General features: G+C 73.4%; 15 protein-coding genes. 11 read left to right on the forward strand and 4 right to left on the reverse strand.

The features are described from left to right. The first annotated feature begins 89 nt into the window (after window positions 1–89). Genes H505_RS0122135 through H505_RS0122175 form a run of 9 tightly spaced genes read left to right on the forward strand, consistent with a single transcriptional unit; the run spans window position 90 to window position 9,122 of the window. On the forward strand, window positions 90–911 hold the full coding sequence (locus H505_RS0122135; protein ID WP_051301025.1) for an MlaE family ABC transporter permease: 822 nt from the start codon (window positions 90–92) through the stop codon (window positions 909–911). Beyond that, window positions 911–1,777: an ABC transporter permease gene (locus tag H505_RS0122140; RefSeq protein ID WP_051301026.1), complete on the forward strand. Its 867-nt coding sequence runs from the start codon at window positions 911–913 to the stop codon at window positions 1,775–1,777. The genes H505_RS0122135 and H505_RS0122140 overlap by 1 nt, the downstream gene beginning before the upstream one ends. After that, complete coding sequence (locus H505_RS0122145; protein WP_051301027.1) at window positions 1,774–2,796, forward strand: MlaD family protein; 1,023 nt, start codon at window positions 1,774–1,776, stop codon at window positions 2,794–2,796. Before H505_RS0122140 ends, H505_RS0122145 begins: the two co-directional genes overlap by 4 nt. Before the next feature lies 1 nt (window position 2,797). Next, on the forward strand, window positions 2,798–3,922 hold the full coding sequence (locus H505_RS43650; RefSeq protein WP_051301028.1) for an MCE family protein: 1,125 nt from the start codon (window positions 2,798–2,800) through the stop codon (window positions 3,920–3,922). Further along, window positions 3,922–4,959, forward strand: coding sequence for an MlaD family protein (locus tag H505_RS0122155; protein WP_026403730.1), 1,038 nt, complete (start codon window positions 3,922–3,924; stop codon window positions 4,957–4,959). Before H505_RS43650 ends, H505_RS0122155 begins: the two co-directional genes overlap by 1 nt. Beyond that, window positions 4,956–5,984, forward strand: coding sequence for an MCE family protein (locus H505_RS0122160; RefSeq protein WP_034519235.1), 1,029 nt, complete (start codon window positions 4,956–4,958; stop codon window positions 5,982–5,984). The genes H505_RS0122155 and H505_RS0122160 overlap by 4 nt, the downstream gene beginning before the upstream one ends. Then, a complete protein-coding gene (locus tag H505_RS0122165) occupies window positions 5,981–6,970 on the forward strand; it encodes an MCE family protein (RefSeq protein ID WP_026403732.1) in 990 nt (329 codons plus the stop codon). The genes H505_RS0122160 and H505_RS0122165 overlap by 4 nt, the downstream gene beginning before the upstream one ends. Next, entirely contained in the window at window positions 6,967–8,250 is a 1,284-nt protein-coding gene (locus H505_RS43655; protein ID WP_051301029.1) for an MCE family protein, read from the forward strand. The genes H505_RS0122165 and H505_RS43655 overlap by 4 nt, the downstream gene beginning before the upstream one ends. A gap of 17 nt (window positions 8,251–8,267) precedes the next feature. Beyond that, complete coding sequence (locus H505_RS0122175; RefSeq protein ID WP_026403733.1) at window positions 8,268–9,122, forward strand: hypothetical protein; 855 nt, start codon at window positions 8,268–8,270, stop codon at window positions 9,120–9,122. Window positions 9,123–9,221: 99 nt separating this feature from the next. Here the strand turns inward: H505_RS0122175 and H505_RS0122180 are convergent, their stop codons facing one another. From H505_RS0122180 to H505_RS0122195, 4 genes are all read right to left on the reverse strand, one after another. Further along, entirely contained in the window at window positions 9,222–9,707 is a 486-nt protein-coding gene (locus H505_RS0122180; protein ID WP_026403734.1) for a hypothetical protein, read from the reverse strand. 477 nt (window positions 9,708–10,184) lie between these two features. Next, window positions 10,185–11,576, reverse strand: a complete 1,392-nt coding sequence (locus tag H505_RS43660; protein ID WP_034519237.1) for an alanine/glycine:cation symporter family protein — start codon at window positions 11,574–11,576, stop codon at window positions 10,185–10,187. 70 nt (window positions 11,577–11,646) lie between these two features. Next, on the reverse strand, window positions 11,647–12,900 hold the full coding sequence (locus H505_RS0122190; protein WP_026403735.1) for an APC family permease: 1,254 nt from the start codon (window positions 12,898–12,900) through the stop codon (window positions 11,647–11,649). Between the two features lie 83 nt (window positions 12,901–12,983). Further along, window positions 12,984–13,691 (reverse strand): SDR family oxidoreductase, encoded by a 708-nt coding sequence (locus tag H505_RS0122195; RefSeq protein WP_026403736.1) that lies wholly within the window; start codon window positions 13,689–13,691, stop codon window positions 12,984–12,986. Between the two features lie 86 nt (window positions 13,692–13,777). On the opposite strand from H505_RS0122195, the gene H505_RS0122200 reads away from it, so the two are divergent. Next, window positions 13,778–14,344: a TetR/AcrR family transcriptional regulator gene (locus H505_RS0122200; RefSeq protein ID WP_026403737.1), complete on the forward strand. Its 567-nt coding sequence runs from the start codon at window positions 13,778–13,780 to the stop codon at window positions 14,342–14,344. 152 nt (window positions 14,345–14,496) lie between these two features. After that, window positions 14,497–14,901, forward strand: a complete 405-nt coding sequence (locus H505_RS0122205) for a Fur family transcriptional regulator (protein ID WP_199747777.1) — start codon at window positions 14,497–14,499, stop codon at window positions 14,899–14,901. The last annotated feature ends 14 nt before the right edge of the window (window positions 14,902–14,915 follow it).

The raw sequence follows: 14,915 nt of genomic DNA on the forward strand, positions 1-14,915 counted from the left end.
AGCGGCCACTTATTGGCGGGGCGTCAGTAAGTCGCTAAGGTGGCGCCTGCTCCCAGAAGCGGCGGGACGAGCTGAGGAGGTGACGGCCTATGGTCACGGCACGGGTCACGGCGAGTCTCACGACCCGGCTCAGGGCGGGGATCACCGCGCGGATCCGGGGATTCCTCGGCGAGGTCGGGGAACTGTTCGTCATCGCGCTGGAGGGCCTGCGCCGCACGTGGGACGTGCGGACCTGGGGCTGGGAGTTCGCGGAGCAGTCGTGGTTCCTCGCCCGCGTCACCAGCGTGCCGGTCATGCTGGTGTCGCTGCCGCTCGGCGCGACGGTCGCGCTCCAGGTCGGGCAGCTCGCGTCCCAGCTCGGCGCGCAGTCGTCCACCGGCGGCGCGGTGATCGTCGGACTGGTCCGGGAGGTCGCCCCGATCGCCGCCGCGCTGATCATCGCGGGCGCGGGCGGCTCGGCGATGACCGCCGACATGGGCGCCCGCAAGATCCGCGACGAGCTGTCGGCGATGGAGTCGATGGCCGTCAACCCCGTGCACCGGCTCGTCACCCCCCGGCTGTGGGCGTCGAGCCTGGTGTCGATGCTGCTGGCCTCCCTGGTGATCGTCTCGGGGGCGGCGGGGGGCTTCGTGTTCAACGTGCTCCTCCAGGACGTCACGCCCGGCGCGTACTTCGCCGGCGCCGTGTCGCTCCTGCAGACCTCCGACCTGCTCGTCACGCTGCTGAAGTCGTGGCTGTTCGGCCTCATCGCAGCGGCCGTCGCCTGCTACATGGGAATGAACTGCGCGGGCAGCCCCGTCGGGGTCGGACGCGCCGTCAACCGGGCGATCGTGGTCGCCTTCATGCTCGTGTTCGCCCTCAACTACGTGATCTCGACGGTGTACTTCGTCGCGTTCCCGCCCACCCACTGATGGCCGCGCCGCTCCTGTCCCCCCGGACCGCCGACCGGATCACGTCGGCGGGGTCCGCCGCGCTGCGGCGCGGCGGGGACCTCGCGCAGTGGCCGGTGTTCATCTACCGGGTGCTGCTGTACTCGGTCCGCGACCTGATCCTGCGCCGCAAGTACGCCAAGACGGTCGCCCGGCACGTCAGCGACATCGTGGTCGGCGCCGGCGCCACCGTCGTCGGCGGCGGCATGATCTTCGTGATCTTCACGATGGCGTTCTTCGTCGGCACCGAGGTCGGCCTCCAGGGCTACACCGGCCTGGAGTCGATCGGCGCGGAGTCGTTCATGGGGCTTGTCGGGTCGTTCGCGAACGTCCGCGAGATCACCCCGGTGATCGCCGCGACGGCGCTCGCGGCGCAGTGCGGGTCGGCGTTCACCGCCGAGCTCGGCGCCATGCGGATCTCCGAGGAGATCGACGCGCTCGAGGTGATGGGCATCGGCTCGTTCGCCTACCTCGTCTGCACCCGCGTGGTCGCCGCGCTGATCGCGCTCGTCCCGCTCTACCTCATCGCCCTGTTCGCGAGCTTCTTCTCCACCCGGTGGATCAGCACCGAGTTCTTCGACCTCGCGCCGGGCGTCTACGACTACTACTTCACGCTGTACCTGCCGACGATCGACCTCGTCTACAGCGCGATCAAGGTCGGGGTGTTCGCCTTCGCGGTGATCACGATCCACTGCTACTACGGCTACTACGCCAGCGGCGGCCCGGCGGGCGTGGGCCGGGCGTCCGGCCGCGCGATCCGGCTGTCGATCATCACGATCGTCACGCTGAACCTGCTGCTCTCCTACGTCTTCTGGGGCAACGGAGCGACCGTGAGGTTGACCGGATGAACCATGACATTCCCCTCCGGCGGGCGCTGCTCATCTCGCTGCTGACCGTCCTGCTGACCGCGCTCGGCGTGTACCTGCTGGTGACCCGCCCGTTCCAGGCCGAGGGCACCCGGCTGACCGCCGTGTTCGGCACGGCCGGGCAGGGCCTCGGCGACGGCGCGCCCGTCAAGATCCGCGGCGTGACGGTCGGGACGGTCGAGCGGATGGAGCTCACCGGCGCCGGACGCGCACGGCTCACCCTGCGGCTGGACCCGGGCGTCCGGGTGCCGGCGTCCGCGGCGGCGTCGATCGAGCCCGCGTCCGCGTTCGGGCCGAAGTTCGTCGAGCTGACCCCCGGCCCCGGCGAGCGCGGCGGCCCGTTCCTGGCGTCCGGCGCGACGATCGAGCGGACGTCCGACCCGCAGGACCTGTCGAACCTGCTCGCCCAGGCCGACGCCACCCTCAGCGCCGTCGACCCCACCGAGGTCGCCACGATCGTCCACACCCTCGCGCGGGGACTGAACGGGCAGGGCGCGCGGCTCGGCGACACGATCGACCACGCGGCCGTCCTGACGGACGTCGCGCACCGCCGCCGCGCCGAGGCCCGCCGGTTCCTCACCGACGCCGCCGGGCTCACCGGGACGCTCGCCGCGTCCGGCACCGGCGACGACCTCGTCGCCGTCAACGGCGACGCCAACACGCTCATCGAGCAGACCGCCGCGGGCGGCACCGGCCGGCTCGGGGAGTTCGCCGACGAGATCTCCGACCTGTCCGGGGTCGTCGCGCACGGGTTCGGCAAGCGCGGCGGGCAGCTCGGCGAGGCGTTCCGCTCCGGGGAGCGCGCCGCCGCCGTCGTGTACGCCCAGCTCGGCCTGGCCGGCGACGCCGTCCGCACCGGCAACCGGCTCCTCCCGCTCTACGGGGAGCTGGTGTCGCTGGCCGGCCCCGAGGGCAAGAACTACATCCGCACCCGGGGGCTCCTGCCGACCGACCCGTGCCGGCTGATCGTCGGGGTCTGCCCGGCGCAGGGAGGCCACTGACATGGCGGTGCGACTCTCCCGCGCCCGCATCGGGCTGCTCGTCCGGCTCGTCGCGTTCGTGGCGGTGACCGGCCTGCTCACCGCGTTCATCGGCGCGCAGATCGCCCGGCTGAGCTTCACCGACGGCTGGACGGTGACCGCCACCTTCGACGACGCCAGCGGCCTCGCCGCCGGCGACGAGGTGAAGATCGCGGGCGCCCCGGTGGGCCGGGTCGACGAACTGAAGATCGTCGACGGCCGCGCCCGGGTCCGGATGCACGTGAACGAGACGGTGACCGTCCCGTCCGACAGCGAGGCCGCGATCCGCTGGCGCGACGCGATGGGCAGCCGCGTCGTCTACCTCATCCCCGGGACGAGCCCCGAGCCGATGCGGCCCGGCGCGCACATCACCCGCACCCGGTCCGTCGTCGACGCGGGCGCCCTCATCGACCAGCTCGCGCCGCTCACCGAGAGCATCGACCCGACGCAGGTCAACACCGTCCTGGTGTCGCTGGCGCAGGCCCTCAACGGCAACGCCGAGGAGATCGACCGGCTGATCGTGAACGTCGACCGGCTGTCGTCCACGATCGCCGCGCGCCGCGCCACGCTCAAGCAGATGCTGGACGACTACGCCGCCATCAGCGAGATCATCGCTCGCCGCGACAAGCAGATCGGGCAGGCCGTCGACGGGCTCGTCGACCTCAGCGGGGCGTTCGCCGACAACCGGCGCCTCGTGGACGAGGCCCTCGTCGAGCTCGCCGCGATGGCGCGGACGTCCGACCGGGTCCTCACCGGCAACAGCGCCGAACTGTCCGCCGTGGTGGCCCGGCTGGCGCAGCTCACCGGCGGCGTCCGGCGCAACGTCGGGACCCTCGCGCAGGTGATGGAGTCGGCGTCGCCCAAGCTGCGGCACATCTTCGCGGCCACCGACAACGGCACCTACATGGAGGCCGCCATCCCCTGCCTCAGCCTCGCCGCGCCGCCCTGCCCGTACCCGACGCGGCTGCCGGGCGCCCGCGAGCCCGGGACGGCCGGGGCGTCCGGGACGTCCGGGACGTCCGGGGGCACGCAGCCGGCGGCGACGACCGGACGGGTCCGCATCGACTCGGCGGGGGCGCTGCGCACCCTGCTGGTGGGAGGCGCCTGATGCCGCTCGGATCGCTCCGCGACCGCAACCGGATCACCGTCGGGCTCGTGTCGTCCGGCACCCTGCTCGCGCTCGTCGTCGCCGTCTACCTGATCGGCACCGAGGGCCTGCTCCTCAACCGCTACACCGTCACCGGGGTGTTCGCCGAGACCGGCGGGCTGAAGGCCGGCGACGAGGTGCGGGTCGCCGGGATCCGCGCGGGCGAGGTCACCGCCGTCGAACCGGACTGGGGCAAGGGCCGCGTCCTCGTCACCTGGGAGGTCGACGCCGAGGTCGACCTCGGGCCCGCGACCCGCGCGGACGTCGAGGTCGCCAGCGTCCTCGGCGGCCGCTACCTGCGGCTGTCCGGCCCGGTCACCACCCCCCACCTGGCCGACCTGCCGGACGGCCGGCGCCGCGTCCCCCTCGAACGCACCGGCACGCCCGCCACCATCAACGACGTCCTGAACCGCTCGACCGAGACGATCACCCGGCTCGACACCGAGTCCATCGACCGGATCCTCGGCGAGCTGAACGGGGTGTCCGCGGACGACCGGGGCCGGCTCAGCCGCACCCTCACCAACCTCGCCGACCTCGCCCGGACCGTCAACGAGTCCGAACCGCAGATCGAGAAGCTGCTGACCAACGGCGACCGCGTCCTCGACCTCGCCCGCACCAAGGAGAAGCAGCTCTCCGCCCTCCTCAGCAACGTGCGGCTCATGCTGGACGAACTGGAACGCCGCAAGACCGAGCTGTCGGCGTTCCTCGGCAGCGGCGGGCGGACGGTCGCGACGCTCACGCGGCTCATCGACAAGCAGCAGAAGCAGCTCGAGACCGTCATGGCCGACCTCCAGCGCACCCTCGGCACCCTGCGGCCCACCACCGGCGACTTCAACGAACTGCTCGCCTGGGCCGGGCCCACCCTCAGCGGGCTGTCCGCCACCGGCGGCCGCGGCCCCTGGCTGGACGTCCTCGCCAGCGGCATCGGCCCGCTCTCCCCGAAGGACCTCGCCGAACTGGCGAAATCGGCGCCCGAAGGAACCGGAGGACGGCGATGAGACGACTCGCCGCGGCCGCCGCCGCGCTCGCCCTGACCGCCGCCACCGGCGGCTGCACCCTCGCCCCCGACGACGGCACCTACCGCCTCACCGTCTACTTCGCCAAGACGACCTCCCTCTACGAGCAGTCCCGCGTCCGCATCATGGGCGCCGACGCCGGCAGCGTCGTCGGCATCCGCACCGAGGAGAACCGGGTCCGCGTCGACCTGGAGGTCGACGCGTCGGTCCCCGTCCGCCGCGACACCCGCGCCGCCATCGCGTCCGCGAACGCGCTCGGCGAACGCTTCGTCGTCCTGCACCCGCCCTGGCAGCCCGGCGCGCCCAAGGCGCCGTCCGGCATGGTGATCCCGCAGGAGCGCACGAAGCTGCCCGTCGAGATCGACGACGCGCTCGCCGCGTTCGCCCGGCTCAACAAGTCCATCGACCCGAAGCAGCTCGGCGACGCCGTCGGCCGCGGCGCCGACGACCTGCGCGGCCGCGGCGGCGACGTCAACGACGCCCTGCGCGGCACCGCCGACCTCACCGAGAACCTCGCCGCGCAGGACGAGCGCATCGTCTCCCTCGCCGACGGCCTGCGCACCCTCGCCACCGAACTCAACGCCCGCGACAAGCGCCTCGGCGAACTCATCGACTCGTTCTCCTCCGTCTCCCGGTCGCTCACCGAGGAGCGCGCCCGGCTCACCGCGTTCATCCAGGGCCTCGCCGCCGCGATCCGCGAGAGCCGCGTCATCGTCACCGCCTACAAGGAGACGCTGCCCGGCACCGTCTCCGACCTGTCGAACATCGTGCTGACCCTCAAGTCGAACGCGGGCTCCCTCAACCAGGCGATCGACGCCCTCGGCACGTTCGCCGACGTCGCCGTCGACGCCTGGGACCGGCAGAACCACGTCGCGACGATCCGCGTCGTCGTCCACGGCACCCTCCGCGCGTGGCTCCAGCCCCTGTTCGACGCGATGGGCTGGGGCACGGTCCCCTGCCTCGAAGGGCAGCCCGCCCTCGCGAACTGCACGGAGGGGCCGCGATGATCACACGGGCCGCACTGGCGCTCGTCCTGCTCCTCACCGCCTGCGGATGCACCCTGCAGACCATCGGCGCGCCGCAGGGCGACATGCGCCTCACCGCCGAGTTCGACGACGTGCAGAGCCTCGTCGTCGGGCACAGCGTCCAGATCTCCGACATCCGCGTCGGCACCGTCGTCGGCGTCGAACTCGCCGGCCGCCGGGCCGAGGTCACGATGTCGCTCAAGGACGACGTCCGGGTGCCCGTCGGGACCACCGCGGCGATCGCGAAGACGTCCCTGCTCGGCGAGAACTACGTGCGCCTGCAGCCGCCCCCGGGCGCGAGCGCCGGACCGTTCCTCGCGTCCGGCGCGTCCATCGGGCGGACGTCCGTCCAGCCGGACCTGGAGCAGATCAGCGCCCGCCTCGGCCCGCTCCTCGCCGCCCTCGGCGGCCAGGAGATCTCGACCATCAACCGCGAGACCGCGACCGCCCTCGGCGGCAAGGGGCAGCGCCTCAACACGCTCATCAAGAAGGCCGCCGGCGTGTCCGACTCCTACGCCGCCGCCAGCGCCGAACTCGGCCGCGCCATGGACGACCTCGCGAAACTCGGGCACTCGCTCCGCGCCGGCGGCGAGGACATCGACGACCTGCCCGGCAACATCCGGCTCGCCACCGAACGCCTCCAGAACGACCGGGCGCAGGTGAAGCGGGCCGTTCAGGAACTGACGAAGCTCGGGACGTCGTTCAACGCGAACGTCCAGAGCGAGCACGCCCAGCGCCTCGCGACCCTGCTCCGGCGCGCCGACGACCTCCTCGCCGCCGCCGTCCGGGGCGGCGAGGACCTCAAGGCCCTCGCGAACGCCGTCCTGGCGTTCCTCGACGGCCCGTCCGTGTCGCACAGCGGGCAGGCGCTCCTCTTCCTGTGGATCAAGGGCTTCCTGCCGCACCCCGGAACCGCCGCGAAGACGCAGGCGCGGCAGCCGTGGCACCTGATGGGACCCCGCCCGTGAAACAGCCCCGCATCGTCGTCAACCTGGTGTTCTTCGCCGTCCTCGGCGTCGTCCTCGCCGTCTGGGCGCTCCGCAGCATCATCAGCATCGACGCCCTCGAACGCCCGTACCACGTCACCGTCGAGTTCGCGACGTCCCCCGGCCTCCGCGCCGACCAGGAGGTCACGCACCTCGGCGTCCACGTCGGCACCGTCGGCGCCGTCGAACTCCGCGACGGCCACGTCGACGTCCGCCTCGACCTCGACCGCGGGGCGGACGTCCCCGCGGGCGCCGGCGCGCGCGTCCTGCGCAAGTCCGCGATCGGCGAACCGTACATCGAGCTCACGCCCCCGGCCCGTCCCGCCGGCCGGGACCTGCGGGACGGCGACCGGATCCCGGTGGCCCGCACCGAGTCGACCGTCGACTACCAGCAGCTCTTCCACGGGCTCGGCGAGACGCTCAAGGCCGTCGACCCCCGCGACGCGCAGACGCTCGTCCACGAGGCCGCCGCCGGCCTGGAGGGCCGCGGCGGCTCCATCAACGCGATCATCGGCGACACCCACCAGCTCACCGAGACCCTCGCCGCCGACGCCGGCACCCTCGACGCCCTCGCGGTCGAACTCACCCGCCTCACCTCGACCCTCGCGAGCCGCCGCGGCGCGATCGCCTCGGGCGTCAACGACCTCGCGACCGTCACCGCCACGCTCCGGCAGAACCGCGCGCACCTGGAGACCGCCCTCGACGAGGGCCCCGGCGCCCTCGCCCAGGTCAACGAGCTGCTGCGCAGGTCGCGCCCCGGCCTCGGCTGCCTGCTGACCGCCGCCGCCACCCCGTCCGAACCCCTCCTCACCGCGCAGAACTCCGCGAAGATCCGGCACGTCGTCGAGATGGTCCCGACCCTGAAGGCCCTGGTCACCGACATCACCGCCCGCGACGCCACCGGCCCGTACCTCCGCGTGGCCCCGGTCATCACCGTCGCCGGCCACGAGGCCCCCACCGAGTACGCCGACCCGCGGCCCAAGCCCCGGGCGCCCGACCTCACCCTGTGCGCCCCGCCCGCCGCCCAGTCCGGCGACTCCGGCGACGCCGGCGAACGCGACGGCTCCGCGCGCACCGCGCCCGGCGCCCGCTCCACGCCCGGCGCCGACCCCGCGATGTCGGCGCGCCCCGTGCACGCGCGGGACGAGCCGTCCTCGGACGGCGGCGGATTCCCGCTGTGGCCGCCGCTGGCCGCCGCGCTCGTCCTGGCCGCCGTCGCCGCCCGCACCCTGCGGGCCGTGCGGATCCGCAAGCAGAAATGACCGAGAGGGAGGCACCGATGTCGGACGACGTCGAGCCCGCCGAGGCGGACCGCGACCCCGCTGCGAACGACCCCGCGGAAACCCCCGCGACCGCCGAGACCACCAAACCCGCGAAGCCCGACGCCGCCCCGAACGCGGACGCCTCCGACACGGTCACGACGGGCGGAGAGCCCAGGGCCGGGGACGCCAAGGATTCGGACGCCAAGGATTCGGACGCCAAGGACTCGGAGTCGGAGTCGGAGGGCCTGGGCGAGGTCGGCAAGGCGGGCGGTGGTGCTGCTGCCAAGGGCGGGCGGAAGTGGGGCGTCCGGGGGGCGTGGGGGCGTGCGGGGGTCGGGCTCCTGCTGGTCGCGGCGGTCGCGACGGCGGGGCTCCAGTGGTACCGGGCGGACCGGGCCGCGCAGGAGGAGGCGGCGCGGCAGGCGGTGGAGCGGCAGGCCGGGGAGTTCGGGCAGGCGCTGCTCAGCTACGACCACGAGCACTTGCAGGACGCCCGGAACCGGGTGCTCTCGCTCGCGTCGGAGGACTTCGCGAAGACGTACGACGTGGCGTTCACCGGCGGGCTGGAGGGCGTGATCACGAAGCTCAAGGCGGACGCGTCGGCGACCGTGCGGGCCGTGTACCTGGGGGACGTCGACGAGTCCACGGCGCGCGCGATCGTGGTGATGGACTCGGAGGTGCGCAGTTCGGCGGGCACCCGGCGGGTGCTGGGCTCGCACCTGGACATGCGGCTGGTCCGCAAGGACGGGACGTGGCGGGTCACCGAGGTGACGTCGATCGGGGCCGCGCAGGAGACGATGACGGACCCGGACGGGCGGCAGCAGGGCGGCGAGGCCGTCGTGCCGACGCCGGGGGCGTCGCCGGCCGGGTGATCACGCGGCGGGGCGGCGGCGCCGTCCGTCCTCGCGCCCATAGGCCCCGGCGGGCGCCCGCCGGGGCCGTGGCGAAGGGGGACCCTGCGGTCCCGGGGATCAGGACTGGGCGAAGGTGTACGAGGCGGTGATCGTGGCGGACGACGGGCACAGCCAGCCGCTCGTCCGCTGGACGGTCTGCTCGGTGAACGCCGCGGTGACCGGGAAGGTCTCGCCGCCGGAGTAGGAGCCGGTGATGTCGCCGCCGAAGGTGCAGCCGATGGCGCTCATCTGGAAGCCGTCGAAGGACGCGACGCCGCCGCTGAGGCTGCCGCTCCAGGGCAGGCCGACGGGGGTGACGGTGACGCCGCAGCCGCTCACGGAGGCGCCGGTGACGGTGAGCGTGCCGTCCGCCGCGACGCTGCCGGTGAGGGTCGAGTCGGTGCACGTGGCGGGGATGCCCGCGTCGATCACCATGTCACCGTCGAGGGTGGCGGTGAAGCTGCCGGCCGGCCAGGCCAGCGCGGGGGTGGCGGTCATGGCGACGGTCAGGGCGGCCGCGGCGGTCGTGGAGAGGAACGCGGCCTTCTTGCTGATGCGGGACAAGGGGGGTCCTCATTTCGGGGATGTGGGCGTCGCGCCTGCACCCGAGGGGTGGGGTGGGAGTCCGCGGTCCGGCCTCGCCCGCCCGTGGCCGGCGGATCGGGGAAGGTGCGAACCGGGGACGGCCGGCCGGAGGACGCCGTCGCCGTCGACGCCGATCTTCCGACCGTCTTACTAGAACGCGTTCTATTGACACCATAGGCAAGGGTCGTTGAGCGGTCAACGCCCGAAAGGTGACTACATCCCCGACTTCTTTTGGCAGCTATGTCAGTGTCACTGGTTGGGGCTGCCGTGAAAGATGTGGCGTCCATTGCGGAAATGGTCGGTGTGACGACTCCGCTTATCCGCCGATCGCCGTCATTGCCGCAAATGGCACGGTGCGACCTTTCGCAAGAACATGTTTCAGGTAGGTCGCCCCCGGGACGACGACGGCCCCGGGACGGTCGTCCCGGGGCCGAGCGGATGTCGGTGCGCGGCTCGTCAGGTCTTGACCGCCTCGGACGGCTCCTGCTGCGGTCCCGACTTGAAGTAGGCGCGAGTCTCCCGCCAGACGAGCGGGCTCAGGATGAGCAGGCCCACGAGGTTCGGCAGCGCCATCAGGCCGTTCATCAGGTCGGAGAAGTTCCACACCACGGTGATCGTGGACACCGAGCCCACGTAGACCATCGCGATGAAGACCAGCCGGTAGGGCAGCACGGCCTTCCGGCCGAACAGGTACTCCATGCAGCGCTCGCCGTAGTACGACCAGCCGAGGATGGTGGACGAGGCGAAGAACAGCACGCCGAGCGTGACGATGACGCTGCCCCAGTCGCCCGGCAGGCCCTCGTCGAAGGCGCGGGCGGTGAACGTGGCCGCGTCGGCCTCGCCGCCGGTCTTCCAGGAGTCCGTCACGATGATCGTCAGTGCGGTGAAGCTGACGACGACGAGGGTGTCGATGAAGGTCTGGGTCATCGACACGAGCGCCTGCCGCACCGGGTGCGTCGTCTTGGCGGCCGCCGCGGCGATGCCGCCGGTGCCCAGCCCGGACTCGTTGGAGAAGATGCCGCGCGCGACACCGTACTGGATGGCGGCGGCGACGCCCGCGCCGACGAACCCGCCGGTGGCGGCGGTGCCCGAGAAGGCGTCGGTGATGATGAGGCCGAGCGCGCCCGGCAGCTCGCCGAGGTTGAACGCGAGGACGCCCAGCGCGCCCACGACGTACAGGACGATCATGATCGGCACGAACGCGGCGGTGATCCGGCCGATGCTCTTGATGCCGCCGACGATCACCACGGCGGCCAGGCCGGTGAGCAGCAGCCCGGTGACCCAGGTGTGCACGCCCCACTCGGCCTCGACGTTGCTGGAGACCGTGTTGGCCTGGACCATGTTGCCGATGCCGAACGCGGCGATGGCGCCCGCGATGGCGAAGAACCCGCCCAGGAACCAGCCGAGGCGGCCCTGGATGCCCTCGCGGAGGTAGTGCATCGGGCCGCCGCTCTGCTCCCCGGCGGCGTCCTTGCGCCGGAACCGCACCCCGAGGAACGCCTCGCTGTACTTGGTCGCCATCCCGACGAGGCCGGTGCACCACATCCAGAAGACCGCGCCCGGCCCGCCCAGCGCGATCGCGGTCGCGACACCGGCGATGTTGCCGACGCCGACGGTGGCCGCCAGCGCCGTGGTCAGCGCCTGGTAGTGCGCGATGTCGCCCTCGGTGTCCTCGCCGTCGCTGCGTTTGAAGAACGCCAGCCAGAAGGCGAGCTTGAAGTGCCGGAACTGCAGACCGCGCAGCAAGATCGTGAGATAGAGACCGGTCAGCAGCAGCAGGGGGATGAGCAACCACGGGCCCCAGACGAAGCTGCTGACATCGGCCAGGAAGGTCTCCAACGACTCCATTGCACCACCGCGCTCTATGAGACTGACGTTAACGTTGGGAACGTATCCCGCCATAGCGGCTTTGTGAAGATTAGCCGTGTGACGTCGTGAAACGCCGGATCGCGTACCAGGCGGCGCCCGCGGCGAGGACGGCCGCGCCGGCCGCGACGGACGCGCGCGGCAGCGCGAACGCCAGCGCGAGGCAGCCCGCGAGGCCCAGCAGCGGGACGGCGCGCGGCGGCCGGCCCTCGTCCGGTGCGAGCGTCCACGCCGAGGCGTTCGCGACCGCGTAGTACGCCAGCACCCCGAACGACGAGAACCCGATGACGTCGCGGAGGTCGGCGGTCGCGGCGGCCGCCGCGACGACGGCGCCGACCGCGAGCTCGGCCCGGTGCGGGACGCCGAAGCGGGGGTGGACGGCGGCGAGCGCGTGCGGCAGGTGGCGGTCGCGGGCCATCGCCAGCACGGTCCGCGAGACGCCGAGGACGAGCGCGAGCAGCGCGCCCAGCGCGGCGGCGGCGGCGCCCGCCCGGACGACCGGCGCCAGGCCGGGGGCCCCGGCGGCGTCGGCGGCCGCCGCCAGCGGCGCGGCCGTCCGCGCGAGGCCGTCGCCGTCGAGCACGGCCAGGGCCGCCGCCGCGACCGCCGCGTACACGGCGAGGACGATCCCGAGCGCGATCGGGACCGCGCGCGGGATGGTGCGGGCCGGGTCGCGGACCTCCTCGCCGAGGGTGGCGATGCGCGCGTACCCGGCGAACGCGAAGAACAGCAGCCCGGCCGCCTGGAGCACCCCGCCCGGGGCGGCGCCCGCGCCGGGGGCGAGCCGGGCGGCGTCCGCCGCGCCGGAGGCGAGGACGGCCGCGACCACGGCGGCCAGCACGGCCAGGACCACGGCGACGATCACGCGGGTGAGCAGCGCGGACTTGCGCACCCCCGCGTAGTTCACCGCCGTCAGCGCGACCACGGCGGCGACGGCCGCCGCGTGGGCGTGCTCCGGCCAGACGTAGCCGCCGGCGGTGAGGGCCATCGCCGCGCACGACGCGGTCTTGCCGACCACGAAGGCCCAGCCGGCGAGGTGGCCCCAGAAGTCGCCGAGCCGTTCGCGGCCGTAGACGTAGGCGCCGCCGGACGCCGGGTACCGTGCGGCCAGCCGCGCCGACGACGTCGCGTTGCAGTAGGCGACGGCCCCGGCCAGCGCGAGCCCGAGCAGCAGCCCGGACCCCGCGGCGCGGGCCGCCGGGGCGAGCGCCGCGAAGATCCCCGCGCCGATCATCGCGCCGAGCCCGACGACGACGGCGTCGAACGTCCCGAGCCCGCGCCGCAGCTCGTCCGGTGCTCCGCTCACGTCGTGGACCCTCCCCGGCGAACGTCCCGCACGGCCGGACGCCGCAACCTACCAACCCGCGGTGAACCGGCGGTGCGCGGACGTTAGGGGAGCGGGGCCGGGGAGTAACGCGCGGGTGCCCGGCCCGGGCGGACGACGAGTTCGGTGCCGGGCTCGCCGTCGCGGAGCGTGTCCACGATCGCGGCGGCGACCTCGTCGGCGGTGAGCATCGGGACGCCCGCGGCCCGGAAGCGGTCGCGCGCGCCCGCGGTGAGCGGGGTGTCGACGAGGCCGGGGCAGACGGCGGAGAGCCTGATCCCCTCCCGCGCCAGCGGGCCGGACAGGGCGCGCACCAGGCCGATGACCGCGTGCTTGGTCATCGTGTAGATCGGGTCCTGCTCGACGCCGTGCAGCGCGGCGAGCGACGCGGTGACCACGATCGAGCCGCCGCCGCGGCGCCGCAGCGCCGGCAGCGCGGCCCGCAGCCCGTAGGTGACCGAGTGCTGGTTCACGCCGACGACGGCGCGGTACCGGTCGAGGTCGAGCGCGGCCGGGTCCTTGTCGGGCGAGTTCGTCCCGGCGTTGAGGACGACCAGCGCCAGGCCGTCGCCCGCCTCGGCGGCGGCCCGCACCGACAGGTCGGGGTCGGTCAGGTCGCCCACCAGGGCGGTGCCGCCGATGGGCGCGGCGACGTCCGTCACCTGCGGGTCGCGGTCGACGAGCACGCAGCGGACGCCGGACGACGCGAGCCGCCGGGCCGTCGCCGCCCCGATGCCGCCCGCCGCCCCGGTGATGATCGCGGTTTCGCTCATGCCGCGCAGCGTACCTACTTACCTGTAGGTAGGTATAGGGGGCGATGTGCGGGCATGGGCCGATACGGTCGTTCCGTGGAGACCGCATGACGAGGAGCAGGCGCGAGGAGATCGTGGCCGCCGCGCTCGGGATGTTCGCCGCGCGCGGCTACCGCGGGACGTCCCTCGACGCGATCGCGGCCGAGGTCGGCCTGACCCGGCAGGGCGTCCTGCACTACTTCCCGAGCAAGAAGCGGCTGCTGGTCGAGATCCTGCGGCGCCGCGAGGAGCTCAACCGCGAGCACCTGCTCGCCGAGCACGCCGGCGCGGACTGGCCCGGCCAGATGGCCGAGGTCGTCGCGCACGACCACGCGCACCCCGGGCTGGCGCGGGTCTACAGCGTCCTCATGGCCGAGAGCGTCACCGACGGGCATCCGGCGCAGGAGTACTTCCGCGACCACTACGCGACGGTGCGCGAGCGGATGGTGCGGAGCTTCACCGAGCGGTGGGGCGAGCGGCTGCCGAGCGGGCTCACCCCGCGCGCGGCCGCGACGGCGCTGCTGGCGCTCCTGGACGGCATGCAGCAGCAGTGGCTCCTCGACCGCGGCCAGGACGACCACCCGGAGATCATCGAGGACGTCCTCACCGTCCTGTTCGGCCTCCGCGACGGCTGACCGCACCCGCCGGGCCGGGCCGCGCGCCGGACGTCCAGGCATGTCAGACGGGTGGAGACCGCCGTTTTCCTCCTTATTGATTCCTACTCTTGACTCGTTCAAGAAACTGGGACAGTCTTTCCGACGTGGCGACGGCCTTGGACTTCCAGCGGATGCTGCGCGGGGCCGCTCTGCGCGTGACCCGTCCCCGGACGGCCGTGCTGAGCGCGGTGCAGGCGCACCCGCACGCGGACACGGACACGCTCATCGGCGCCGTGCGCAGCCGCCTCCCCAAGGTCTCCCACCAGGCCGTGTACGACTCGTTGCACACGCTGACCGCCGCGGGGCTCGTCCGGCGCATCCAGCCGTCCGGGTCCGTGGCGCGCTACGAGTTGCGGGTCGGGGACAACCACCACCACCTCGTGTGCCGGGCCTGCGGCGCGATCGCCGACGTCGACTGCGCCGTCGGCGAGGCGCCGTGCCTGACCGCCTCGGACGATCGCGGCTACGCGGTCCACGAGGTCGAGGTCGTCTACTGGGGGCTGTGTCCCGACTGCTCCACCGCCGAGAGTTCCTGATCGCCACCCCGCCT

This window comes from Actinomadura rifamycini DSM 43936 (assembly GCF_000425065.1).
In the GTDB taxonomy this organism is placed as follows: Bacteria; Actinomycetota; Actinomycetes; order Streptosporangiales; family Streptosporangiaceae; genus Spirillospora; species Spirillospora rifamycini.

Excerpts from the sequence above, each read along its gene's own strand:
- H505_RS0122135 (WP_051301025.1), top strand. The coding sequence starts at position 90 with ATGGTCACGGCACGGGTCACGGCGAGTCTCACGACCCGGCTCAGGGCG.
- H505_RS0122155 (WP_026403730.1), top strand. The coding sequence starts at position 3,922 with ATGCCGCTCGGATCGCTCCGCGACCGCAACCGGATCACCGTCGGGCTC.
- H505_RS0122205 (WP_199747777.1), top strand. The coding sequence starts at position 14,497 with ATGCTGCGCGGGGCCGCTCTGCGCGTGACCCGTCCCCGGACGGCCGTG.
- H505_RS0122200 (WP_026403737.1), top strand. The coding sequence starts at position 13,778 with ATGACGAGGAGCAGGCGCGAGGAGATCGTGGCCGCCGCGCTCGGGATG.
- H505_RS0122195 (WP_026403736.1), bottom strand. The coding sequence starts at position 13,691 with ATGAGCGAAACCGCGATCATCACCGGGGCGGCGGGCGGCATCGGGGCG.
- H505_RS0122175 (WP_026403733.1), top strand. The coding sequence starts at position 8,268 with ATGTCGGACGACGTCGAGCCCGCCGAGGCGGACCGCGACCCCGCTGCG.
- H505_RS43650 (WP_051301028.1), top strand. The coding sequence starts at position 2,798 with ATGGCGGTGCGACTCTCCCGCGCCCGCATCGGGCTGCTCGTCCGGCTC.
- H505_RS0122165 (WP_026403732.1), top strand. The coding sequence starts at position 5,981 with ATGATCACACGGGCCGCACTGGCGCTCGTCCTGCTCCTCACCGCCTGC.
- H505_RS43660 (WP_034519237.1), bottom strand. The coding sequence starts at position 11,576 with ATGGAGTCGTTGGAGACCTTCCTGGCCGATGTCAGCAGCTTCGTCTGG.
- H505_RS0122140 (WP_051301026.1), top strand. The coding sequence starts at position 911 with ATGGCCGCGCCGCTCCTGTCCCCCCGGACCGCCGACCGGATCACGTCG.
- H505_RS0122145 (WP_051301027.1), top strand. The coding sequence starts at position 1,774 with ATGAACCATGACATTCCCCTCCGGCGGGCGCTGCTCATCTCGCTGCTG.
- H505_RS0122160 (WP_034519235.1), top strand. The coding sequence starts at position 4,956 with ATGAGACGACTCGCCGCGGCCGCCGCCGCGCTCGCCCTGACCGCCGCC.